Here is a 17300-nt window from a genome sequence, read left to right as displayed (position 1 = left end):
ACTCCTCTGTTCGTGGTGCAGGGCAGCTGTTCGTGATGCCGGGGACACGCCCACTGTTCCTGGTGCGCCGGCACGGGCGTTACCGGACACACTCTGCCACGTCGGCGCGTCAGCGGAACGCAAGGTCCGCAATGGACCGCTGGGCATCGTGCGGCCTTGCCTGGCACCAGACCGGACGGTGGACGGACATCCGGGCCTGGCCACGGATGCCCCCCAACCGGAGCACGCCGAATACCTCACCCAACTCGGACGGCAGCGGTCGCCTCCCCCTCAACCGGAGTAGCGATGCCATCCGGCGCCGGCAGCACCGCTCTGCCGTCCGGTCCGCGAAGGGCACGTGGGTGCCGCGCAGCCGATTCGAGGACGGTACGCAGGGCGTGCGCGTGCGGGGCGGTGGCGTTCCAGAGGGTCGCGGGGCCGCCGGCCAGCGGCATCCGGGTCACGGTCCCCCGCACCGAGGGCGGCTCGACGGGCCGGGTCGGGTCGATCACCAGCAGCGAGCCGGTGGCCGCCGCGCCGCCGAGCACCGCCGGGCCGTCCCAGCCGGGGGCGTTCGGGCCGACCGCGACGGTCTGCCGCAACAGGGGTCGCCCCCCGAGGTCGACCCAGGTGTCGACCTGCACGTCGCCGGGCTGCTCCTGGTGCCGGCCACAGATCAGCTCGTCGCGCCAGTACACGACGCCACTGTCAGCGACCTCCACCTCGGATTCGGCAACGTGTGCGCAGCCCGCCGCCGCAACCAGTTGCTCGGGCAGCCAGTACAGGGTGGCGCCCTCGGACACGGTCGCCCGGACCAGCATCCGGGAGACCGCGCCAGGACAACCGGGCAGGGCGATCGAGGCGGCCACGGTGTGCACGCGTACCGCCGCCGCGGGGCCGACCTCGACGTCCAGCCGCAGGTCGTCGCCGGCGAGCGGCCCGGCCGCACCGCCGACGACGTACACCGTGACGCCACCGTCCCGACCTTGGACCTGGCGCAGCAGCAGCGGACTCTCACCACGAAGTACGTCCAGAGTGGTGCCACCGTGCCGGTCGGCGCGGGCCACCAGCCGGGCGGTGGCCCGCATCAGGCCCGCCCGATGGCGACCGCGACCGCCGGCGTGGGCGTGGGCGTGGCGGTACGGTGGTGAGCTAACTCGTGGCGGATCCAGGTGGCTACCCGGGTGGCGAGGGGATCCTCGGTGATGGACTGGAACACGGTGGGCAGGTCGCCGCGCCGGGCGCGGGCGTCCCGGTCCATCACGGACAGGTCGGCACCGACCATCGACGCCAGGTCGGTCTTGTTGATGACCAACAGGTCGGCGGCGGTGACCCCCGGCCCGCCCTTGCGGGGCACCTTGTCCCCACCGGCCACGTCGACCACGAAGATCTGCCGGTCCACCAGCCCACGGCTGAAGGTCGCGGTCAGGTTGTCGCCGCCGCTCTCCACCAGCACCAGGTCCAGTGGGCCCAACGCCTCGGTCAACTCGTCGATGGCGTCGAGGTTGGCACCGATGTCGTCCCGGATCGCGGTGTGCGGGCAACAGCCCGTCTCCACCGCCCGGATCCGGGCCGGGTCGAGCACCCCGGCGCGCTTGAGGAAGTCCGCGTCCTCGGTGGTGTAGATGTCGTTGGTCACCACGGCCAGACGCAGTTCGCCGGCGAACGCCCGGCAGAGCGCGGCGACCAGCGCGGTCTTGCCGGAGCCGACCGGGCCGCCGACCCCGACCCGCAACGCCCGGGCGGCGGCGGGCAGTGGGGCGTGCGGGTCGGTACCGGGCTCGGGGTGGGTGTGGGGAACAGACTCGTCGTGGTCGATTTCAGGACGCAAAGAGACGCACCTCCCAGGTGGCGTGAGCTTCGGCATGGATGTCGGCGAGCGCGGCAGTGGCGGCGGGTAGCCGATGCGGCGCTCCCTCGGCGGCCCGCGCCGCCCGCGCCGCGACGGCGTCGCAGGCGGCGGCGAGCCGCACCAGCAGGGCCTGCACCTGATAAGGATCAAGACCAAGCAGGCGTACCGCGGCACTGGCCGAACCGGTCACCGTCGCGTGGGCGGCTACCGTGGCGACCTGCGCCGGGTCGAGGCGGGCAGCGGCACCGACCAGCCCGAGCACGAGTGGTTGGTGCGGACCGCCAGGGGTGGCGGGCAGTCCGGCGAAGATGTCACCGGGCCAGATCTCACGCCCGGCCCGCAGCAACGCCCGGCCCTGCCGACGGGACACGGCCCGCTGGGCCGGCGAGACGGTACGCGCGTCCAACTCGGCGTCGAGCAGCACCAGTGTGGCCCGCCGACGTTGCCCCGGCCGGGTCAGGTCGGTGTCCATGGGTGGCGGTCGTACCGGCGTGGTGTGGTCCGACCCGGCGACCCGGCAGGCCGCCGCCGCGAACGCCGCCGCGACAAGACCGGCGGTGGCCAGCCGACCGCGCAGGTACTCCCCGAGTGTTGCCAGGTCGGTGACCCGGCCGGCGGCGACGGCCGCCTCCAGGCCACACGAGTGGGCGTGCGCCCCGGCCGGGAACCGCCCGTCGGCGAGGAGCAGCAACATGCTCGGGGTTGCCATCAGAACAGGAAGTACCGCTGGGCCATCGGCAACTCGGTCACCGGATCGGGTTGCACCACCACGCCGTCGATCCGGACGGTGAAGGTGTCCGGATCGACCTCGATGTGCGGCAGCGCCCCGTTCTCCGGCAGGTCGGCCTTGCCCCGCGACCGTACGTCGGTAACCGGCACCACCCGCCGTCGCACGTCGAGACGCAGTCCGGCGTCGAGCGCGGCAGGCGCGACGAAAGTCAGGCTGGTGGCGGCCGCCGCGCTGCCGTACGCGCCGAACATCGGCCGGGGCAGCACGGGCTGCGGGGTGGGGATGGACGCGTTCGCGTCACCCAGCTGGGCGTACGCGATCATGCCGCCCTTGACGACCAGGTGCGGCCGTACGCCGAAGAACGCCGGCTCCCACAGAACCAGGTCGGCGAGCTTGCCCGGCTCCACCGACCCGATCTCGTGGTCGAGGCCGTTGGCCATGGCGGCGCAGATGGTGTATTTCGCTACGTACCGCCGGGCCCGGTGGTTGTCCGCCGCGCCGTCGCCGGGCAGCGCGCCCACCCGGGCCTTCATCACGTGCGCGCTCTGCCAGGTACGCAGCACGACCTCACCGACGCGGCCCATCGCCTGCGAGTCGGAGCCGATGATGGAAATCGCCCCGAGGTCGTGCAGCAGGTCCTCGGCGGCCATCGTGGACGGTCGGATCCGGCTCTCCGCGAAGGCCAGATCCTCGGGCACAGCCGGATTGAGGTGGTGGCAGACCATCAGCATGTCGAGGTGCTCGGCCAGGGTGTTGCGGGTGTACGGGCGAGTCGGATTGGTCGACGACGGCAGCACGTTCGGCTCACCGGCGACGGTGATGATGTCCGGCGCGTGGCCGCCGCCGGCCCCCTCGGTGTGGTACGAGTGGATGGCCCGACCGCCGATGGCGCGCAGCGTGTCGGCGACGAAGCCGGCCTCGTTGAGCGTGTCGGTGTGGATGGATACCTGCACGCCGGAGGCGTCGGCCACCCGCAGGCAGGCGTCGATCGCCGCCGGCGTGGTGCCCCAGTCCTCGTGCAGCTTGAGCCCGCCGGCCCCGGCCCGCAGCTGCTCCCACAACGCCTCTTCCGAGACCGTGTTGCCCTTGCCGAGCAGTAACACGTTGACCGGGAAGGCGTCGAGGGCCTCGTGCATCCGGGCCAGGTGCCAGGCGTTCGGGGTGACCGTGGTGGCCCGGGTGCCCTCGGCCGGCCCGGTGCCGCCACCGACCAGGGTGGTGATCCCGCTGGCCAACGCCTCGGTGACGATCTGCGGGCAGATGAGGTGCACGTGGGTGTCGACCGCGCCGGCGGTCAGGATCCGGCCGTTGCCGGCGATCACCTCGGTGGCCGGGCCGATGACCAGGTCCGGGTGGACACCGTCCATGGTGTCCGGGTTACCGGCGCGTCCCAACGCGACGATCCGGCCGTCACGCAACCCCACGTCGGCCTTGACGACCCCCCAGTGGTCCAGGACGACCGCCCCGGTGATGACCGTGTCCAGCGCCCCCTCGGCTCGGGTGACCCGGGACTGACCCATCGACTCACGGATCACCTTGCCGCCGCCGAACACCGCCTCGTCGCCGCCGGCACAGTGGTCGTGCTCGACCTCGATGAGCAGATTCGTGTCCGCCAGCCGGATCCGGTCGCCGGTGGTCGGCCCGTACAGGGCGACGTAACGATCCCGTTCGACGTTGCTCATGTCTGACCCCCGCCTGGCTCCACACCGATCTGGACGTCCAGTGGACCGGCGCACTCGCCGCGAAGGCCGGCCACGATCCGCGCACCGCCCAGCGGCACCAGGTCGATGCTGCGGCTCACCCCCGGCTCGAAACGCACCGACGTGCCCGCCGGCACGGCCAGCCGCTGCCCCCAGGCGGCCACGCGGTCGAAGTCCAGCGCCGGGTTGGCCTCGGCGAAGTGGTAGTGCGAGCCGACCTGCACCGGCCGGTCACCGGTGTTGACCACCAGCAGCACGGTCACCGGGCGACCTGGGTTGATCTCCACCGGTCCGGCGGCCGGCAGGATCTCGCCGGGTATCACGGGATCGGGTGGTGCACCGTCACCAACTTGGTGCCGTCCGGGAACGTCGCCTCCACCTGCACCTCCCTCAACAACTCGGGGATGCCGTCCTGCACGTCGTCGCGGGTCAGCACGGTGCGGCCGGCGGCCATCAGGTCGACCACGGACTCTCCGTCGCGCGCCCCTTCGAGGAGGAAGGCGGTGAGCATCGCGACGGCTTCCGGGTAGTTGAGGCGCAGGCCGCGCTCGCGGCGACGCCGGGCGACGTCGGCCGCCACGTGGACGAGCAGGCGATCCTGCTCGTGGGGGGTTAGATACAAGGGTGGCTCCCGGTGGGTTTCCGCGCCCCCGTCCACCACCGGCACGGCGCCTCTTCGCGCCGCCCGCAGGTCGGGGCTCGACCGCCGGCTGACCTTCACGTACCTCGGGCCCGGGATTCCACCATCCCGACCCACGTGACGGAGCACCGGCAGCGTCTTCTCGGACGCGGACCGCACCGCTCACCGCTGAGCAGACCGTAGAGGATCGCGCGGCCCGCCGGCAACACCCGATGTAGCCGCCCCCCCCGGCGTCGGCTACTTGTCGCCGGCACCTCGCGTACCCGCTGGCTGCGGTGGCCGGCGCGGGTCTACACCCGGACGTGCAGACGATCATGGACGTTCGGCAGACGCCTCAGGTGGGGGTGTCACGGTGGCGGAAGGTGAGCAGGCCCACGGTGAGCAGTGCGGCGGCAACGGCGGTGAGGGCGACCAGCGGCCGCACCGTGACGTCGACCGCGGGCACCGAGGGCACGTGACTGTAGGGCGAGAGGTTCAGCGCGGCCTGGGGCAGGTCGAGTACCGCACCCAACTGCCCGAGCAGCAGGAACGCGATCAGCGCCGTCCAGCTCAGCGCGACCGACCAGCGCGGTACCACCCCGAACAGGGCGGTCACCACCCCGGCGACCACCAGCAGGGCCGGCAGCCGCAGCAACGCGGCCCAGCCCAGCTCGACGCCCCAGGTGACCGGGTCACCGCTGGCCAGGCCGTACCCCAGGCCGGTGGTGAGGCCGGCCAGCAGCATCAACCCCGACGCTCCGATCACGGCACCGAGCACCTGCGTGCCGAGCCACCGGATGCGGCTGACCGCGGTGGCCAGCAACGGCTCGAGGATGCCGTCGGACTCGTCGGCCCGGATGCGCAGCACGGCCTGCACGACGTACGCGCCGATGGTCAGCGCGAACAACCCGAGCATCGCGGCCAGGTAGGCGTCGACCAGCTCAGACCCGCCGCCAAGCTGGGCGATCGCCTCGGCCATCGCCGGATTCTCGGCGATCATGGCATCGACCTCGTGCCCGGCCACGCCCATCGAGAGTCCGAGCACCGCCACCGCGACCGCCCAGCCGGCCAGCGCACCGCGTTGCAGTCGCCAGGTCAACCCGGCCGGGCCGAGCAGCCTCGACGCGGCACGGGCCGGACCACGCCGGGCAGCCAGCAGACCGGAGCCGACGTCGCGGCGTTCGGCCAGCGAGTACGCCACGGCGACCCCGACGACCAGCAACGCGACCGGCAGCGCGAGGACCCACCACCGTTGCTCGGCGAAAGCGCCCACCTGGGTGCCCCAGCCCAGCGGCGACAGCCAGGTCGGCCAGGCGCTGACCAGGCGCACGCCGTCGACCTCGCGTTCACCGAGCACGTCGCCGGCGGCCCGCACCAGAAAGGCGACGCCCACCGCGGCGGCGGCCAGCGCGTTGGCGCCCCGGGAGGTCACCGACAGCTGGGCGGCGACGGCGGCCACGCCGGTGAAGGCGACACCCACCCCACCGATCGCCGCGGCGGCGGCCACCGAGCCGGCTACCGGTAGCCCGGCACCGGCCAGGGCGACCGCGAGCAGCGCGGCAGTGAGCACGTTGGCTCCCACCACGACCGACAGGGCCGCGCTAAGCATCGCGTACCGGCCGACGGCGGCGGCGCCGAGCAGCTCCGCCCGCCCGGTCTCCTCGTTCTGACGGGTGTGCCGCACGACGGTGAAGGTACTCAGCAACGCCGCGAGCAGCGCCAAGGTCAAATACGTCTCGGTGACCACCACGGCACCGAGGTCGGTGCTGGCGATCGGACCGTTGAACGCGCGGGCGACAACGCTGGTGACGGCGGCCTCGGCGTACCCGAGGCGGGTCTGCTCGTCGGGGTAGAGGCCGGCGACGCTCTGGGCGAGGGCGTAACCGATCAGGGACGTGCCACCGACCCAGACGGCCAGTCGGGTTCGGTCCCGCCGCAGGGCGAGCCGAGCGAGCCGGGCGGTTCCGGTGAAGCTGCTCACCGGCCACCTCCGGCCAGCGCGGAGAGGCCGTTGTCGGTGCTGCCGCCGTAGTGCCGCAGGAACAACTCCTCCAGGGTGGGCGGCGCGCTGGTCAGCGCCCACACCTCGAAGCGGACGAGGTGAGCGAGCAGCCGGTCGAGGTGCTCGGGCTCGACCTCCAACCGGACCCGGCCGTCGACCGGCCGGACCTCGTGCACGCCCGGCAGCTCTGCCAGGCCGGTCACCGGCCGGGCCGTCTCGACGGTGACCGTGGTCCGGGCAAGGTGCCGCAGCTCGGAGAGGCTGCCGGATTCGACGATGCGGCCCTCCCGGATGATGCTGACCCGGTCGCAGAGCGCCTCGACCTCGGCCAGCACGTGGCTGGAGAGCAGGACACTCGCGCCGGCCTGGGTGAGGTGGCGGACCTCCTCCTGGAACACCGCCTCCATCAGCGGATCCAACCCGGAGGTGGGCTCGTCGAGTATGTACAGCTCGACGCCCGCGGCGAACGCGGCGACGATGGCGACCTTCTGCCGGTTGCCCTTGGAGTAGGTCCGGCACCTCTTCGTCGGGTCCAGTTCGAAACGTTGCAGCAGTTCGTCGCGGCGGCGCTGGTCCAGACCGCCCCGCAACGCGCCGAACAGGTCGATCGCCTCGCCACCGGAGAGGTTGGGCCAGAGGTTGACGTCGCCCGGCACGTACGCCAACCGCCGGTGCAGGGCGACCGCGTCGCGCCACGGATCGCCGTCGAGGAGGCGCACCTGCCCGGAGTCCCGCCGCAACAGGCCGAGCAGGATCCGGATGGTGGTGGACTTGCCGGAGCCGTTGGGCCCCAGGAAGCCGTGCACCTCCCCCGGTTCCACCCGCAGGTCGAGCCCGTCGAGCGCACGTACGCCGCCGAAGGTCTTGACGAGGTTCTCGATGGAGATCACGGACATGGTGCCTCCCGCCGCACGGTACCTACCGGGACCACTGTACTGACCGATGGTAAGGGGCCGGCGCAGCGCCCTGGCACCGGTGAGGAACGGTTACGCTGGACGTCATGACCTGGGAGGAGGCCGACGGCACCCGGAGCCAGATCCTGCGTGCCGCACTTGACCTCTTCGCCACACAGGGCTACCAGCGGACCTCCCTTCGACAGATCGCCGAGCGGCTGCGGCTGACCAAGGCCGCGATCCTCTACCACTTTCCCGGCAAGGCACATCTGCTCGGCGCACTGGCCGAGCCGCTGCTGCGCGACCTGGAGTCACTGCTGGACGGTGCCGGAGCACTGCCGCCACAACGGGCCCGGTGGACCCTGCTGGAGGGCTGGGTGGACACCATGCTCGCCCATCGCGGCCCACTCGGCATGCTCTACCACGATCTCGCACTGGTCGAACAGGGCAGCACCTATCACCGGCTGGTGCGGATTCTGATGCGGGCCAACGAGGTCGTCGCCGGCCCGGACGCCGGCCGGCGGGAGCGGGTACGCGGCGTGCAGGCGATCGCCATGTGCAGCGACCCGGTGGTGTTCCTGCTGGACGTACCCGCGCAGGTGCTCCGGGCGGACATGCTCGACGGCGTCCGCCGCCTGCTGCACGACCCGGCCGCAGGCGGCGGCGCGACGGCGGTCGACGGCGGGGCGTCCAGCGACGACGGGGCGGTCGACGACGAGGGTCCCGCACCGCCGGCCCGGGGCGGCCGACGACGGCCGGGCCGACCACGGTCGATGAGCTCGGAGCAGGTGCGGGCCGCCCAGGTCATGTACCGGGCCGGCACCCGTTCGGCCGACGAGATCGCTGCCGCGTTCGGCGTGTCGAGGGCGACGCTCTACCGCCACCTCGATCCACCGAACAATAACGAGACGGTTATGAGATAGTTCCTGGACAGCCGTCGGCCGACGGTGCTCAACGGATCAGGCCGAGGTCGGGGTACCAGCGGTCGTGTGCCGGGAAGTTCTCGTCGGTGTGCGGCGCGTAGATCCAGGTACGCAGCGAGTCCGCCGCCGTGTCGACCTCGACCAGCCGGACCGGGTTGGTGCTGCGGGAGTGGAAGGTCTGCAGGAAGGAGTGGATCCGGTTGCCGTGCAGGCCGGTGTCCACCCGGGACGCCGCGGTACCGGTGTGTCCGGAGAAGACCAACCGGATGTTGGGATACCGCCGCACCAGGTTGTCGAAGAGGTACTGCGGGCTGGTGGAGCCGTAGCCCGAGCCCCGGCCAATGGTGCCGTCGCTCTCGAGGTAGTGATGGGTGACGACGAGCACGTTGTGCCGCGGGTGGGCGGCGACCACCCCCTGCGCCCAGACGACGGCGGCCCGGCGGGGCCACAGCTCCAGGGTCAACACCAGCCACCGGAGACCCCCGGCGGTATAGGTGACGTAGGCGTTGTCCACCTTGCCGGCCTCGAAGCGACCCCGCACCGCCCCGGACCGCTCGGCGGTGAAGTACCGGTTGAAGACCGTGGTGTCGCGCAGCAACTCACCGGCGGGGCTGCGCAGCTCCCCGTCGGGGCCGGCGGCCTGGGTGTCGTGGTTGCCGACCGCCAGCGTGTACGGCACACCGGCCGCCTCCAGCGGGCGCAACGCGGTACGCGCACGTTCGTACTGCACGTGCTCGGGCGTGTCGTAGTTGACCACGTCGCCGGCGTGCGTGACGAAACGCAGGTCGAGCGCGGTCCGCTGGTCGACCAGCCAGTCGACGCGCTGACGCAGCCGGGTGTCCGCCGCGCTGAGCACCTCCTCCTGGGTGTCCGGCACCACGGCGAAACCGAACGTGGTGTCGACCGGCGACGGCGGCTGCAGCCGGGCGTACGCCAGGTGCGCGTTGCGGTCGCACTCGCCCGTGTACCGGTCGTTGACCAGCTCGATTCGGATGTCGTAGCGGCCCTCGGCGAGCCGTGGGCCCACCGCGTAGCCGCCGTAGTCGGTGCCGCTGGTCAGCGTGACCTCGCCTAGCGGGCCGCTGCTCGTGCTCACCCGGACAGTCGGCCAGCCGTCGCAGTTCTCGCCGATCGCGCCGATCACCAGCCGGCCGGCGCCCCGCACCGTGGTGGTGGCGTAGCTGGCGTTGTGCCACAGGGTGGCGTGGGTGCCCGACGGCGGCTCCGGCGTACCGGTCGACGGCCGGATCGACCCGTTGACCACGGTGAACGGTGACGCCTCCCGCGCCGCGCCCGCCAGCGCGCCGGCCGCCAGCACCACCACCGCCATGATCACACGCCTGAACCGCATGGCCGCCCCTCCTCTGCCCACCTCCGGCCGATGCCGGACATCGGCATGCTAATGCAGACCGAACGGACATCCCGGGAACGCCAGGTGGGCGCGCGGTGACGGCGTGTCGTCAGCCGACGTCGACCCAGTCGAGGGTGCGGCGCACCGCCTTCTGCCAGCCGGCGTAACCGACCCCGCGCTGCTCCGACGACCAGGAAGGCTGCCAGCGCCGGCTCTCGTTCCAGTTCTCCCGTAGCTCGTCGGTGTCCCGCCAGAAGCCGACCGCCAGCCCGGCGGCGTAGGCCGTACCGAGGGCCGTGGTCTCGGCGACCACCGGCCGGCTGACCGGCACGCCGAGAATGTCCGCCTGCAACTGCATGCACAGGTCGTTGACCGTGACGCCGCCGTCGACCTTGAGGCACTCCAAGCGTACGCCGGAGTCCTGCGCCATAGCCTCGGCCACGTCCCGGCTCTGATAGCAGATCGCCTCCAGCGTGGCGCGGGCGATGTGCGCGTCGGTATTGTATCGGGACAGACCGACGATCGCTCCCCGGGCGTCGGAGCGCCAGTAGGGGGCGAACAGGCCGGAGAAGGCGGGCACGAAGTACACCCCGCCGTTGTCGGTGACCTGGCGGGCGAGATGCTCGCTCTGCCCGGCACTGCTGATGATCTTGAGCTGGTCGCGCAGCCACTGCACGGCCGAACCGGTGACCGCGATGGAGCCCTCCAGGGCGTACACCGGCGGTTGACCGGCGAACTGGTAGCACACGGTGGTGAGCAGCCCGGCCTTTGACCGGACGATCTCGGAGCCGGTGTTGAGCAGCATGAAGTTGCCCGTGCCGTAGGTGTTCTTCGCCTCGCCCGGCGCGAAGCAGACCTGCCCGACGGTCGCGGCCTGCTGGTCACCCAGATCGCCGGTGATCCGGACCGGGCCGGCGAACGGGCCGCCCGGCAGGGTGACCCCGTAGGCGTGCGGATCGGACGACGGGACGATCCGCGGCATCATCACACGTGGGATGTCGAAGAACGACAGCAGTTCGTCGTCCCAGTCCAGCGTCTCCAGGTCCATCAACATGGTGCGGCTGGCGTTGGTCGGATCGGTGACGTGGTCGCCACCGTCGCTGCCACCGGTGAGATTCCACAGCAGCCAGGTGTCGGTGTTGCCGAAGACCGCCTCGCCGCGTTCGGCGGCTTCCCGCACCCCGTCGACGTTCTCCAGAATCCACTGGATCTTGCCACCGGAGAAGTAGGTCGCCGGGGGCAGGCCCGCCCTACGCCGGATGACGTCGCCACGACCGTCGCGTTCCAGCCCCGAGGCGATCCGGTCGGTACGGGTGTCCTGCCAGACGATGGCGTTGTAGTAGGGGCGGCCGGTACGCCGGTTCCACACCACCGTCGTCTCCCGCTGGTTGGTGATGCCGAGCGCCGCCAGGTCGGACGCGGCCAGGCTGTGCGTGTTCAGGGCGGTACGGACGACGGTCTGGGTCCGGTCCCAGATCTCCAGGGGATTGTGCTCGACCCACCCGGCCCGGGGCAGAATCTGCTGGTGTTCGAGCTGGTGGCGGCCGACCTCGTTGCCGCCGTGGTCGAAAATCATGAAACGGGTGCTGGTGGTGCCCTGGTCCACGGCGCCGACGAAGTCAGCCATGCGGGGTCTCCTTGTCATGGTCGTCGGGTCGATCATCGCCGATCGGCGGCCCGATGTCCGCCACGGATGCCAGGGATACCGTGCCGACCGGCACCGGCTACCGTTGGCGGCTGCGCGGCTTCCGTCCCGCCCGCCAGCAGCCGTCATCCTCGACGGCGCAGACCGCCACCACCTGGAGCGCGCAAATGCGGTATGACCTTCGCGGCCGGACCATCCTGATCACCGGCGCGGCCCGAGGCATCGGCGCCCAACTCGCCCGGGCCGCCGCCACACGGGGCGCCCGGGTCGCCGTGGTCGGCTTGGAACCGGCGCTGCTGCGACAGCTCGCCACCGAACTGGACGGGCACTGGTACGAGTGCGACGTCACCGACCAGGCCGGGCTGGACGACGCGGTCGCCTCCACCGTGCAGCGGTACGGCGGCCTCGACGTGGTGGTCGCCAACGCCGGTATCGCCAATGTCGGCACCGTCGCCGGCGGGCCGGTCGACGCGCTTGCCCGCACCATCGAGGTGAACCTCACCGGCGCGGTCCGCACCGTCAGCGCTGCACTGCCGCAGGTGCTCGCCGCCCGGGGTCACGTGCTGATCGTGTCGTCGGCGGCAGCCTTCGCCGCCATGCCGGGGATGGCCGCGTACTGCGCGTCGAAGGCGGGTGTCGAGCAGTTCGGCAACGTGCTGCGGCTGGAGAACCGTCGGCGCGGGCTCACCGTCGGCACCGCCCACCCGACCTGGATCGACACCGACCTGGTCCGGGACATCCGCGACGACTTCGCCTCCTTCCGGGCCGCTCAGCGCAGGCTGCCCTGGCCACTGCACACCGTGGTCGATGTACAACGGTGCGCCGAGGCGCTGCTGCGCGGCATCGAGCGCCGCCGACGCAAGGTGTACGTGCCGCGCTCGATCGCCATGGTCCAGGCCATCCGGCCGGTGGTGAACAGCGGCTTCGCCGACGCGCTGATCACCCGCTTCGGGGGCGTCGAGCTGGCCGACCAGATGGAGGAGGAGGCACGTCGTCTCGGGCGTTCCTTCGGCCGGACATCGGTGGAGGGCGACCAGGCGTGACATGATCATGGCGACGGTGGGTGCGGGGCCGGCTCGGGCCTCACCGGCCCGGACCACCCGCGTGGCGGGGCCGCGACGACGAATCGTTGCTCCTCGGCAAAGGTCGCGGAAGTCGACGGACGACGTAACCTGCCTGCATGAGCATCCTCGGTCCGCCGGACGCCCGGGGCCCCGACGGCCCGTCTTCCGGTGGCGGCGAGGTGACCCCCCTGCTGTCCGAGGAGTTCACCGCCCAGACGGTGACCGCGCTGCGGCATTTGCTCGCCGCCCGGATCGCCGCCGCCGGTCTGACCGGCGACGTGGCCGAGGATCTCGTCCTGGCCGTTCACGAGCTGGTCACCAACGCCGTGCTGCACGGCGGGGGCCGCGGCCGGCTCGAGCTGTTCCAGCAGACCGGCCAACTCGTCTGCGAGGTGACCGATCACGGCCGCCGGCACGGCACCGACCTGGCGGTCCACCTACCGGCGACGAACACGCCGGGCGGACGGGGTCTCTGGCTCGCCCACCACCTGACCGGGGCGTTGACGCTCACCCGCCGGCACGACGGCATAACCGCGACCGTCACCGCCAGTTTGATCACGGAAGCGGGCGGCACGCCCGAGCGGCCCGACGTCGGCCCGCGCCGGCCGCCACACCCTGAGGCCCCGTGACGCAGAGGCCGGGGTGGTGCGGCGGCCGGGCCTGGCGTCAGCGGGCCTGGCGCTGCTGACAGGGCACGCAGAACCGGGCGTGCGGCAGGATGTCCAGCCGCTCCCACGGGATCGCCGTGCCGCACTTCTCGCAACTGCCGTAGCTGCCGGTGCTCAGCCGCCGCAGCGCCCCGGAGATCTGGTCGAGACTCTGCCGGGTGGCGGCGATCATCGCGGCATTGGTGTGCGCCTCCGCCGGATCGCCGGTGTCCGCGGTCAACTGGGTCAGCCGGGCCGCTTGTGTCTTGAACTCGTCGGTCAGCGTCACCTGGGGTTCGCTGAGCCACTGCTGGTCGTACGTGCCGGTGCCGGTACTCACCTTGGATCCTCCCGAAAAAGGAAAAGGGCCGAAGCTGTCCGCTTCGCCCCTGGCCGTCTCTGTCTGGTGGACGGCTCCGGAGGGCTCCGGCCGGCGGGGCGCGGCTGACTGTCACCGGTCGGCGTCAGAATCCAGCCCGACCGAGTCGCCGCGGCACCCGGGGCGGCCGGCGTCGTGGCGACGACGGTGCGGGCGGGCAACGCGGCGGTGGGCATCGGACCACCATAGGCGGACGCCCGCCGGAAACCAACGGCAATCCACCCAGGGCCGGCGAGGCCAAAGCAGAGTCGACAGTGCCGTCGGGTTCGGGTAGACCGGTGAGCGCCGCGACCTCGACGGAGCGACGGGGCGAGCGAACGCACCGCCGCCGAGGTGCTGCGTGGGACAGCCGGCCCGTTCAACCTCAGATCATTCTGAAAGCTGCCTGTTTGCCGCAGATCAGTATAAAGCCTTCTCAAAGGCACTAAGGCACTAAAGTTCGGCAGAGGAGGTGGTGCGATGTCGGCTGCGGTACGCGACTTCTTCGAGGGTCTCGCCAGCGGCGGCGGGCGGATGCTGCGCCAGGTTTCCGGCACCGTCCGCTTCGACCTGCGCTACCCCGAGCGAGTTGACCACTGGCTGGTCGCCATCGAGGAGGGCCGGATCGACGTGTCCCGAGGCGGCGCGGTCGACGCGGACACTGTGATCGACACCGACGAGGCGCTCTTCCTCCGGATGGCCCACGGCGAGGTCAAACCACTGCCGGCCTGGCTGCGCAACGACTTCACCGCCGACGGCGAGTTCCGCTTCGTGATCATGCTGGAGCGGCTGTTCGCGCCACCACCCGGAGCCCGCCACCCCCGGACAGTCGCCAGCCTGCAGGACCCGGCCGCGAATCCGGAGCCACGGTGAAGAAGCTGGTCCGCATCCTCGACGGCAACATCTTCGCACTCAGCGAGGACAACGGGGACATGACCTTCAGCCCCAGGAATCCGAGTGGCTTCTTCGCCTTCGACACCCGGTTCCTGTCCACCTGGCGGCTGAGTCTCGACGGCGAGCAGCTGCACCCGCTTGCCGTGCACGAGCCGAACTACTACCAGATCCGCTTCTTCCTGGTGCCCGGGCACCCGACCCACTACGTGGACGCGAAAGTCTCGGTGATCCGCGACCGGTGGATCGCCGACAGCGCCTTCACCGAACGTCTCACCCTGCTCAACCACAACGGTGGGTCGGTCGAGCATGTCCTGCGCATCGACGTCGACAGTGACTTCGCCCCCGTCTACAACGTGATCTGGCCGCTGGAATCGCCGAACCTACGTGGCTACCGGGAGGTGACAGAGGACTGCCTGCGGCTGGGCTACCGGCGGGACAAGTTCCACCGTGTCACCGACATCTCGACCAGTGAGCCGGCCGAGCTGGACGAGCGCGGGCTGACCTTCCGGGTCCGGCTGGACCGGCAGGGCAAATGGAGCACGACCCTCCAGGTCAAGGGCCTGGTGCTGCGCCCGGACGGGCACGACATCCGGGACCGGCTACGACAGCCACCGGGCCAGATCGGGGCCCCGTTACGCCACGACCTTCGCCAGTGGATCGACAACGCACCCCGGTTGCACTGCGACTGGGAGCCGTTGACCATGACATACCAGCGCGGGCTGGTCGACCTCGCCGGTCTGCGCTTCTCCCCACTGGCGCTGCCGCAGGAGACCATGCTCGCGGCGGGGCTGCCCTGGTCGGCCACCATCATCGGCCGGGACAACATACTCACCTGCTTCCAGACGCTGCCCTTCGTCCCCCGGCTGGCCGCCGCCACGCTGCGCCTGCTCGCCCTCGATCAGGGCACGGTCCTCGACGACTTCCGGGACGAGGAACCCGGCAAGATACTCAACGAGTTCCGGTACGGGGAGATGGCCGCCTTCGAACAGCGACCCCAGTCGCCGTACTTCGGCGGAGCGGACGTGACACCGCTGTTCCTGGTACTGCTGGACGAGTACGAGCGCTGGACCGGTGACGCCACCCTGGTCCGCGAGCTGGAGGAGGCGGGCCGCGCGGCGCTGCACTGGATCGACGAATACGGCGACCTGCGCGGTGACGGCTACCTCTGGTACCAACCGCGCAACGAGGAGAGCGGGGCGCAGAACCACTGCTGGAAGGACTCATTGGACGCGATCTGCTACCGCGACGGCCGGCTGCCCGGGCTACCGCGCGCCACCTGCGAGTTGCAGGGCTACGCGTACGACGCCAAGCGGCGCGCCGCCCGGCTGGCCCGCCAGTTCTGGGGCGACCCGGCGTACGCCGACCAGTTGGAGCGTGAGGCCGCCCGACTCAAGGAGCGGTTCAACCGGGACTTCTGGATCGCCGGCAGCCAATACTACGCGCTGGCGCTCGGCCCCGACGGTGACCAGGTCGACGCGCTGGCGTCGAACATGGGCCACCTGTTGTGGAGCGGGATCGTGGACGAGTCACTGGCCTCGGCGGTCGTCGCTCACCTGCTCGGGCCGCGGCTCTTCTCCGGCTGGGGGGTGCGGACGCTGGCGACCGGCCAGGCCCGCTACAACCCACTCGGCTACCACGTGGGCGCCGTGTGGCCGTTCGACAACTCGCTGATCGCCCTCGGGCTGCGGCGGTACGGCTTCGTCGAGCAGGCCGGGATCATCGCCGAGTCCATCATCGGGGCGGCCCCGCACTTCGCCGGTCGGATGCCGGAGGCCTTCGCCGGCTACGACCGGAAACTGACCCGCTCCCCGGTCCCGTACCCGGCGGCGAACAGCCCGCAGGCGTCCGCTACCGGCGCCACCTTCCTGCTGCTGCGCACCCTCCTCGGCCTGGAGCCGCTCGGTGAACATCTGGTGGTGCAACCGGGCATCCCGTCGCGCTTCGGCCGGATCGAGCTGCTCGACATCCCGGGGCGCTGGGGCCGCAAGGACGCGATCGGCAACGCCCGCGGCAGGACACGCTGAGGGAGTGCCTGTTCCGTGATCGACCGGGTCGTCCCGCCGCCCGGCAGCGCCGGCCGCCGGGTAGCGTGCTGGCCCATGACCGGCGTGGCGCACTCACACTGCTCGTACTGCGGCTCGGCCTATCCGGCGGCGGCCAGCTGGCCTCGGGCCTGCCCGACCTGCGGCGGCACCGTTTGGCGTAACCCGCTGCCGGTGGCGGTGGCGCTGCTGCCGGTGCGGACCGCCACCGGCCTCGGCGTGGTCGTCGTCCGGCGGGACATCGAGCCGGCGCGCGGGATGCTCGCGCTGCCCGGCGGCTTCATCGAGTACGGCGAGCAATGGCGGGACGCGCTGGTCCGCGAGCTACGCGAGGAGACCGGCCTACCCGCCGATCCCGCCAGCGCCGATCTGGTCGCGGTGCACAGCGCACCGGCCGGCGGCACCATAATGATCTTCGGATCGCTGCCGCCACGCCCCGCCGAGGCACTGCCGTCGTCGGCGCCGACGGCGGAGGCCACCGAGTGGCTGGTGCTGACCGAGCCAACCGAACTGGCGTTCTCCACCCACACCCAGGTACTGGCCGACTTCTTCGCCCGCCAGCAGGACTGAGCGGACCCGGGCGGACCCGATGAGGCGCAGC

At 71.6% G+C, this 17300-nt stretch carries 17 protein-coding genes; 6 read left to right on the top strand and 11 right to left on the bottom strand.

Features of this window, described 5'->3' with window-relative positions; genetic code table 11:
* Nucleotides 1-236 precede the first annotated feature (236 nt).
* The 8 genes from ACFHWY_RS10895 to ACFHWY_RS10860 all read right to left on the bottom strand — a co-directional run bounded on the left by ACFHWY_RS10895 (nucleotide 237) and on the right by ACFHWY_RS10860 (nucleotide 7778).
* On the bottom strand, nucleotides 237-1067 hold the full coding sequence (locus tag ACFHWY_RS10895; RefSeq protein WP_416580016.1) for an urease accessory protein UreD: 831 nt from the start codon (nucleotides 1065-1067) through the stop codon (nucleotides 237-239).
* Entirely contained in the window at nucleotides 1067-1846 is a 780-nt protein-coding gene (ureG, locus tag ACFHWY_RS10890; RefSeq protein WP_416580015.1) for an urease accessory protein UreG, read from the bottom strand. The genes ACFHWY_RS10895 and ureG overlap by 1 nt, the downstream gene beginning before the upstream one ends.
* Nucleotides 1800-2540 (bottom strand): urease accessory protein UreF, encoded by a 741-nt coding sequence (locus ACFHWY_RS10885; RefSeq protein WP_416580014.1) that lies wholly within the window; start codon nucleotides 2538-2540, stop codon nucleotides 1800-1802. The genes ureG and ACFHWY_RS10885 overlap by 47 nt, the downstream gene beginning before the upstream one ends.
* Entirely contained in the window at nucleotides 2540-4243 is a 1704-nt protein-coding gene (locus ACFHWY_RS10880) for an urease subunit alpha (protein WP_416580013.1), read from the bottom strand. The genes ACFHWY_RS10885 and ACFHWY_RS10880 overlap by 1 nt, the downstream gene beginning before the upstream one ends.
* Nucleotides 4240-4584, bottom strand: coding sequence for an urease subunit beta (locus ACFHWY_RS10875; RefSeq protein WP_416580012.1), 345 nt, complete (start codon nucleotides 4582-4584; stop codon nucleotides 4240-4242). Before ACFHWY_RS10875 ends, ACFHWY_RS10880 begins: the two co-directional genes overlap by 4 nt.
* A complete protein-coding gene (locus tag ACFHWY_RS10870) occupies nucleotides 4581-4883 on the bottom strand; it encodes an urease subunit gamma (RefSeq protein WP_416580011.1) in 303 nt (100 codons plus the stop codon). Before ACFHWY_RS10870 ends, ACFHWY_RS10875 begins: the two co-directional genes overlap by 4 nt.
* A gap of 352 nt (nucleotides 4884-5235) precedes the next feature.
* Nucleotides 5236-6861, bottom strand: a complete 1626-nt coding sequence (locus tag ACFHWY_RS10865; RefSeq protein WP_416580010.1) for an ABC transporter permease — start codon at nucleotides 6859-6861, stop codon at nucleotides 5236-5238.
* Nucleotides 6858-7778, bottom strand: coding sequence for an ATP-binding cassette domain-containing protein (locus ACFHWY_RS10860; protein WP_416580009.1), 921 nt, complete (start codon nucleotides 7776-7778; stop codon nucleotides 6858-6860). The genes ACFHWY_RS10865 and ACFHWY_RS10860 overlap by 4 nt, the downstream gene beginning before the upstream one ends.
* A 104-nt stretch (nucleotides 7779-7882) precedes the next feature.
* Between ACFHWY_RS10860 and ACFHWY_RS10855 the strand changes: the two genes are divergently transcribed.
* Entirely contained in the window at nucleotides 7883-8698 is an 816-nt protein-coding gene (locus ACFHWY_RS10855; RefSeq protein ID WP_416580008.1) for a TetR family transcriptional regulator, read from the top strand.
* A 28-nt stretch (nucleotides 8699-8726) separates the two neighbouring features.
* On the opposite strand, the gene ACFHWY_RS10850 is transcribed toward ACFHWY_RS10855, so the two are convergent.
* Together ACFHWY_RS10850 and glpK are read right to left on the bottom strand one after the other, a co-directional pair.
* Nucleotides 8727-10049: a metallophosphoesterase gene (locus tag ACFHWY_RS10850; RefSeq protein WP_416580007.1), complete on the bottom strand. Its 1323-nt coding sequence runs from the start codon at nucleotides 10047-10049 to the stop codon at nucleotides 8727-8729.
* Nucleotides 10050-10158: 109 nt separating this feature from the next.
* Nucleotides 10159-11676 (bottom strand): glycerol kinase GlpK, encoded by a 1518-nt coding sequence (gene glpK, locus ACFHWY_RS10845; RefSeq protein ID WP_416580006.1) that lies wholly within the window; start codon nucleotides 11674-11676, stop codon nucleotides 10159-10161.
* Between the two features lie 53 nt (nucleotides 11677-11729).
* On the opposite strand from glpK, the gene ACFHWY_RS10840 reads away from it, so the two are divergent.
* Both ACFHWY_RS10840 and ACFHWY_RS10835 read left to right on the top strand, forming a co-directional pair.
* The gene (locus ACFHWY_RS10840) at nucleotides 11730-12737 is read left to right on the top strand and encodes an SDR family oxidoreductase (RefSeq protein ID WP_416580005.1); all 1008 of its coding nucleotides are present in this window, start codon (nucleotides 11730-11732) and stop codon (nucleotides 12735-12737) included.
* A gap of 137 nt (nucleotides 12738-12874) precedes the next feature.
* On the top strand, nucleotides 12875-13387 hold the full coding sequence (locus tag ACFHWY_RS10835) for an ATP-binding protein (RefSeq protein ID WP_416580004.1): 513 nt from the start codon (nucleotides 12875-12877) through the stop codon (nucleotides 13385-13387).
* Nucleotides 13388-13424: 37 nt separating this feature from the next.
* Here ACFHWY_RS10835 and ACFHWY_RS10830 read toward each other — a convergent pair whose 3' ends face one another.
* Entirely contained in the window at nucleotides 13425-13745 is a 321-nt protein-coding gene (locus ACFHWY_RS10830) for a TraR/DksA family transcriptional regulator (RefSeq protein ID WP_416580003.1), read from the bottom strand.
* Between the two features lie 498 nt (nucleotides 13746-14243).
* Here ACFHWY_RS10830 and ACFHWY_RS10825 point away from each other — a divergent pair, with 498 nt between their 5' ends.
* The 3 genes from ACFHWY_RS10825 to ACFHWY_RS10815 all read left to right on the top strand — a co-directional run bounded on the left by ACFHWY_RS10825 (nucleotide 14244) and on the right by ACFHWY_RS10815 (nucleotide 17269).
* A complete protein-coding gene (locus ACFHWY_RS10825) occupies nucleotides 14244-14636 on the top strand; it encodes an SCP2 sterol-binding domain-containing protein (RefSeq protein ID WP_416580002.1) in 393 nt (130 codons plus the stop codon).
* Nucleotides 14633-16681, top strand: a complete 2049-nt coding sequence (locus ACFHWY_RS10820) for a glycogen debranching N-terminal domain-containing protein (RefSeq protein ID WP_416580001.1) — start codon at nucleotides 14633-14635, stop codon at nucleotides 16679-16681. Before ACFHWY_RS10825 ends, ACFHWY_RS10820 begins: the two co-directional genes overlap by 4 nt.
* 75 nt (nucleotides 16682-16756) lie before the next feature.
* Nucleotides 16757-17269 (top strand): NUDIX domain-containing protein, encoded by a 513-nt coding sequence (locus ACFHWY_RS10815; RefSeq protein ID WP_416580000.1) that lies wholly within the window; start codon nucleotides 16757-16759, stop codon nucleotides 17267-17269.
* The last annotated feature ends 31 nt before the right edge of the window (nucleotides 17270-17300 follow it).

Origin of the sequence: Micromonospora sp. LOL_024, assembly GCF_048060415.1 — a bacterium.
Classification (GTDB): Bacteria; Actinomycetota; Actinomycetes; order Mycobacteriales; family Micromonosporaceae; genus Micromonospora.
Note: the sequence above shows the minus strand (reverse complement) of the source record. Positions and strands in the feature narration are given on the sequence as shown.

Excerpts from the sequence above, each read along its gene's own strand:
- ACFHWY_RS10880 (WP_416580013.1), bottom strand. The coding sequence starts at position 4,243 with ATGAGCAACGTCGAACGGGATCGTTACGTCGCCCTGTACGGGCCGACC.
- ACFHWY_RS10835 (WP_416580004.1), top strand. The coding sequence starts at position 12,875 with ATGAGCATCCTCGGTCCGCCGGACGCCCGGGGCCCCGACGGCCCGTCT.
- ACFHWY_RS10850 (WP_416580007.1), bottom strand. The coding sequence starts at position 10,049 with ATGCGGTTCAGGCGTGTGATCATGGCGGTGGTGGTGCTGGCGGCCGGC.
- ACFHWY_RS10855 (WP_416580008.1), top strand. The coding sequence starts at position 7,883 with ATGACCTGGGAGGAGGCCGACGGCACCCGGAGCCAGATCCTGCGTGCC.
- ACFHWY_RS10885 (WP_416580014.1), bottom strand. The coding sequence starts at position 2,540 with ATGGCAACCCCGAGCATGTTGCTGCTCCTCGCCGACGGGCGGTTCCCG.
- ACFHWY_RS10840 (WP_416580005.1), top strand. The coding sequence starts at position 11,730 with ATGTCCGCCACGGATGCCAGGGATACCGTGCCGACCGGCACCGGCTAC.
- ACFHWY_RS10825 (WP_416580002.1), top strand. The coding sequence starts at position 14,244 with ATGTCGGCTGCGGTACGCGACTTCTTCGAGGGTCTCGCCAGCGGCGGC.
- ACFHWY_RS10860 (WP_416580009.1), bottom strand. The coding sequence starts at position 7,778 with ATGTCCGTGATCTCCATCGAGAACCTCGTCAAGACCTTCGGCGGCGTA.
- ureG (WP_416580015.1), bottom strand. The coding sequence starts at position 1,846 with ATGCCGAAGCTCACGCCACCTGGGAGGTGCGTCTCTTTGCGTCCTGAA.
- glpK (WP_416580006.1), bottom strand. The coding sequence starts at position 11,676 with ATGGCTGACTTCGTCGGCGCCGTGGACCAGGGCACCACCAGCACCCGT.
- ACFHWY_RS10815 (WP_416580000.1), top strand. The coding sequence starts at position 16,757 with ATGACCGGCGTGGCGCACTCACACTGCTCGTACTGCGGCTCGGCCTAT.
- ACFHWY_RS10895 (WP_416580016.1), bottom strand. The coding sequence starts at position 1,067 with ATGCGGGCCACCGCCCGGCTGGTGGCCCGCGCCGACCGGCACGGTGGC.